Below are 3,177 nucleotides of genomic sequence, written 5' to 3' on the forward strand. Positions count from 1 at the left end.
TTCAGTCCCGCTGGTCAGCGGGACCGCTGATCAGTACACCGGCTACTGATCACACTTGACGAGGGAGCGACGCGAGGGGCCGCGCATAGTGGTGTGTAGGTAGAGTCTCCTGTTGAGGCAGACACGGTCTGGCCATGGGCGACTTGTGGTAGGCAGGGCTGGTGATCAGTCGACTGCCTCTCGACCAGCAACTTGATTCTCTGCACGCGGTGCTTTCGCGTAATGACGTGTTGACGGAGGTGCTGGCGCGGACCGCGACGTTGAGCCTTCCTGGGTGGTACGTGGCGGCCGGGTGTCTGTTCCAGACCGTATGGAACGTGGTCACAGAGAGGCCTCCGACCAGCGGCATCAAGGACTACGACGTCATCTACTTCGACGACAGAGATCTGTCTTGGGAAGCAGAGGACGCAGTAATCAAGACCGGACGCGAGGTCTTCGCCGATCTGCCTGCAGACGTTGAGATCAGGAACGAGGCGCGGGTCCACCTCTGGTATGAGGACAAGTTCGGAGTGCCGTGTCCGCCGTTTGACTCCAGCGAGGCAGCAATCGACAGTTTCGCCGCAACGACGTGTTGTCTGGGAGTTCGTGTGGAGACGGACGGCCGTTGGCGCGTCTATGCCCCGCACGGGCTGTCGGACATGTTCAACCTCGTCCTCCGCCCGAACCCGACACTTGCCCCTCGGTCGGTCTATGAGACGAAGGCAGCGCGCTGGCACGAGCAGTGGCCCGAGCTGAGGGTGATGGACTGGCCGGCCACAAGCAGTGCCTCGATCGCCACCGAAGGCGTAGAGCAGCGAAATACCGCAACCACAAGAACTGATCCCGTCCAGTAGCGACCTTGAAGGGCCTTGGTGCGACCGGTATGACCGTCAGCGACCGATCCACATAGAGCTACGGATCAGAAGGTGCCCGTGCCCCAGGCCATCCCTGGCCATCGGCTGCTGACGGCAGGGTGACGGCAACGACAACGGACGCCAGCGTACGCAGCGGTATGTCACGGGATGTCGACGTCTGTCGTTGTCGGGCCGGATCATGATCCTGGCCGCACGATCAACTCGCCTGAAAAGCAGAGGGTCGGCTATGCCCTGCGTGCCCGTTGCGTGCCCGGTCCGCCCGGACGCAGCGGGGACTCACGGGGGACAGCGGCACCGATCGCGCTCCGGCCCAGGTCAGGGAGTTGCCAGGTCAGCCGTCATCCGCATACGGCGTCTTCCAAACTAGTGCTGCAAGCCCCAGGTAGCGGCGCTTGACTGGGTCATTGAAACTCCCGCCCAAAAGCCGCTCCGCCGACCGCGTGGCTGGCTGCGGGCTTGCAAACGCACTGGCCGGGTTTGGTGAAGCGGTGAGCGGGCCAGGCACCCGGGCGTCGCTCGGGCCAAGCCCCGTCCTAGATCATTTGGCTTATGGTGCACGCATGACGAGCACACGTCGTCTGGAGAAGATCACTCCGGACAACTTCGACGCCGCGATCGGCATACGGGTCCGCCTAGATCAGGAGCACCTGGTCGCACCGGTTGTGAAGTCCCTGGCCGAGGCGTACATCCATCCCGGCACAGCCTGGCCCCGCCTCATCCTTGACGGCGACCGACCTGTCGGCTTCCTCATGGCCTTCTTCGACATCGACTGGATCGGCGACAGCAGCGGCATCGACATCCGCTCGGGCCTCTGGCGCCTCAACATCGCGGCCGGCGAGCAGGGACAGGGATACGGGCGCTTTGCGGTCGAGTCCGTCGCTACTGAAATCCGCCGTCGTGGTGGCACACTCCTGACTACCACCTGGCACCCAAGCGAGGACGGGCCAGAACGTTTCTACCGAGCACTCGGGTTCCGTCCGACAGGCGAGACCAGTGGGGACCAGACAGTTGGCGAGTTGGACTTGCAGTAGCGCGTGATCCGCCGCACAGGACCTCGGCTTCTGATCGCCTGAAAAGCAGAAGGCCGGCTGTGCCCTGCGTGCCCGTTGCGTGCCCGTCCCGGCGGGACAGAGCGGGGACTCACGGGGAACAGCGGCGCCGATCGCGCTTCGGCCCAGGTCAGTACCTTTCCAGGTCAGCCGCGATCCGCATACGGCGTCTTCCAAACTGGCGCTCTATCGCACCGACAAGCGTGGCGTCCGACGACCGCGGCTGATGGCAGGCGGGCACTGAGCCGTCAGAGGAGGAGGAAGCTCCGCAGAGTCAAGCGTTCCGAACGCATGTGCGGCCAGAGTTCAGCGTCGGTCGCCGGGTGGGCGGCCAACACCAGGTGCTGGAGTGCGGCTTTCCGTTCCACTGTATATGCCGCCTGGGACTTGCCCGTGTTCGGCCACACACCCCCTGTCACGGAGATGGTCACACCGTCCCGTTGAAGGACGTACCCGTTGGCCTTGTCAGGAGTGCCGCGATACCACAAACCCGGCGCTTCCTGGGTGCATGGCGGCGACTCGGTTGAGGTGGCGTCGCCATCGGCTGTCAGCAGTGGACCGCACGGGTTGACGTTGCCTTGCGTCACCGTTTCGGCTGCCATCCATATCTGCTGCGGGCCGAAGGGGTAGTCGAACATCGCCGTGAGCTGCTTCCCGTCCCAGGTATACGCCTCCTGTTCCATGCCGGGAAAGTTGACCACCTGAACCATCGCTCGTGACGGGACACCAGTCGTCTGCAACCACTCCTGCGCCGCGATGTGTTGCTGCCATGTTCGTATCGGTGCGGCGAGTGCGCAGAAGGCAACCAAGCCTGCCAGCGTGGCCGACACCGCCAAACGTGACCGAAGGACCACGGCACAGGCGATGAGGGCGCTAGGCAGCCCGTACAGCAGGCAGCTGAGTAGCCCCATCCGGAACGGGAGGATGCGCGTGAGGAGCAGCATCGCCGCCGTATCGGCGGTGAGCATGAGAACCAGGACCAACTTTGCATATTTGGGCCGGCTCATCCGGAGGTGCTTGGCCATCAGCAACACCGGGAGCGCCATGAGCAGCCCCACCACGAGGACAGTGATTCCCAGGGCCTCGTGGAACGGTTGAAGGGAGTCGTACAGCCACTTCCTGATGCCGACGACAGGCAGTATGGGGGCAACCGCTCCCGCGATGCCAAGGCGTAGTACTGGACCCTTTCGGCGCGCCAGCGACGTGCTTTGGGGGCGCAATGGTGCCGTGTCCACGTACTCGGTCAACTGTTCCGCACTCCCCTGGCCCCGGCC

3 protein-coding genes are annotated in these 3,177 nt (G+C 64.1%); 2 read left to right on the forward strand and 1 reads right to left on the reverse strand.

Annotated elements, in window-relative coordinates; all coding sequences use genetic code 11:
- Nucleotides 1–161 precede the first annotated feature (161 nt).
- Nucleotides 162–833, forward strand: coding sequence for a nucleotidyltransferase family protein (locus VXC91_RS43995; protein ID WP_329512951.1), 672 nt, complete (start codon nt 162–164; stop codon nt 831–833).
- Nucleotides 834–1,414: 581 nt separating this feature from the next.
- The gene (locus VXC91_RS44000) at nt 1,415–1,885 is read left to right on the forward strand and encodes a GNAT family N-acetyltransferase (protein WP_329512952.1); all 471 of its coding nucleotides are present in this window, start codon (nt 1,415–1,417) and stop codon (nt 1,883–1,885) included.
- Nucleotides 1,886–2,151: 266 nt separating this feature from the next.
- On the opposite strand, the gene VXC91_RS44005 is transcribed toward VXC91_RS44000, so the two are convergent.
- A partial coding sequence (locus tag VXC91_RS44005; RefSeq protein WP_329512953.1) for a hypothetical protein occupies nt 2,152–3,177 on the reverse strand: 1,026 nt, incomplete at its 5' end.

Origin of the sequence: Streptomyces chiangmaiensis, from assembly GCF_036281785.1 — a bacterium.
Classification (GTDB): Bacteria; Actinomycetota; Actinomycetes; order Streptomycetales; family Streptomycetaceae; genus Streptomyces; species Streptomyces chiangmaiensis.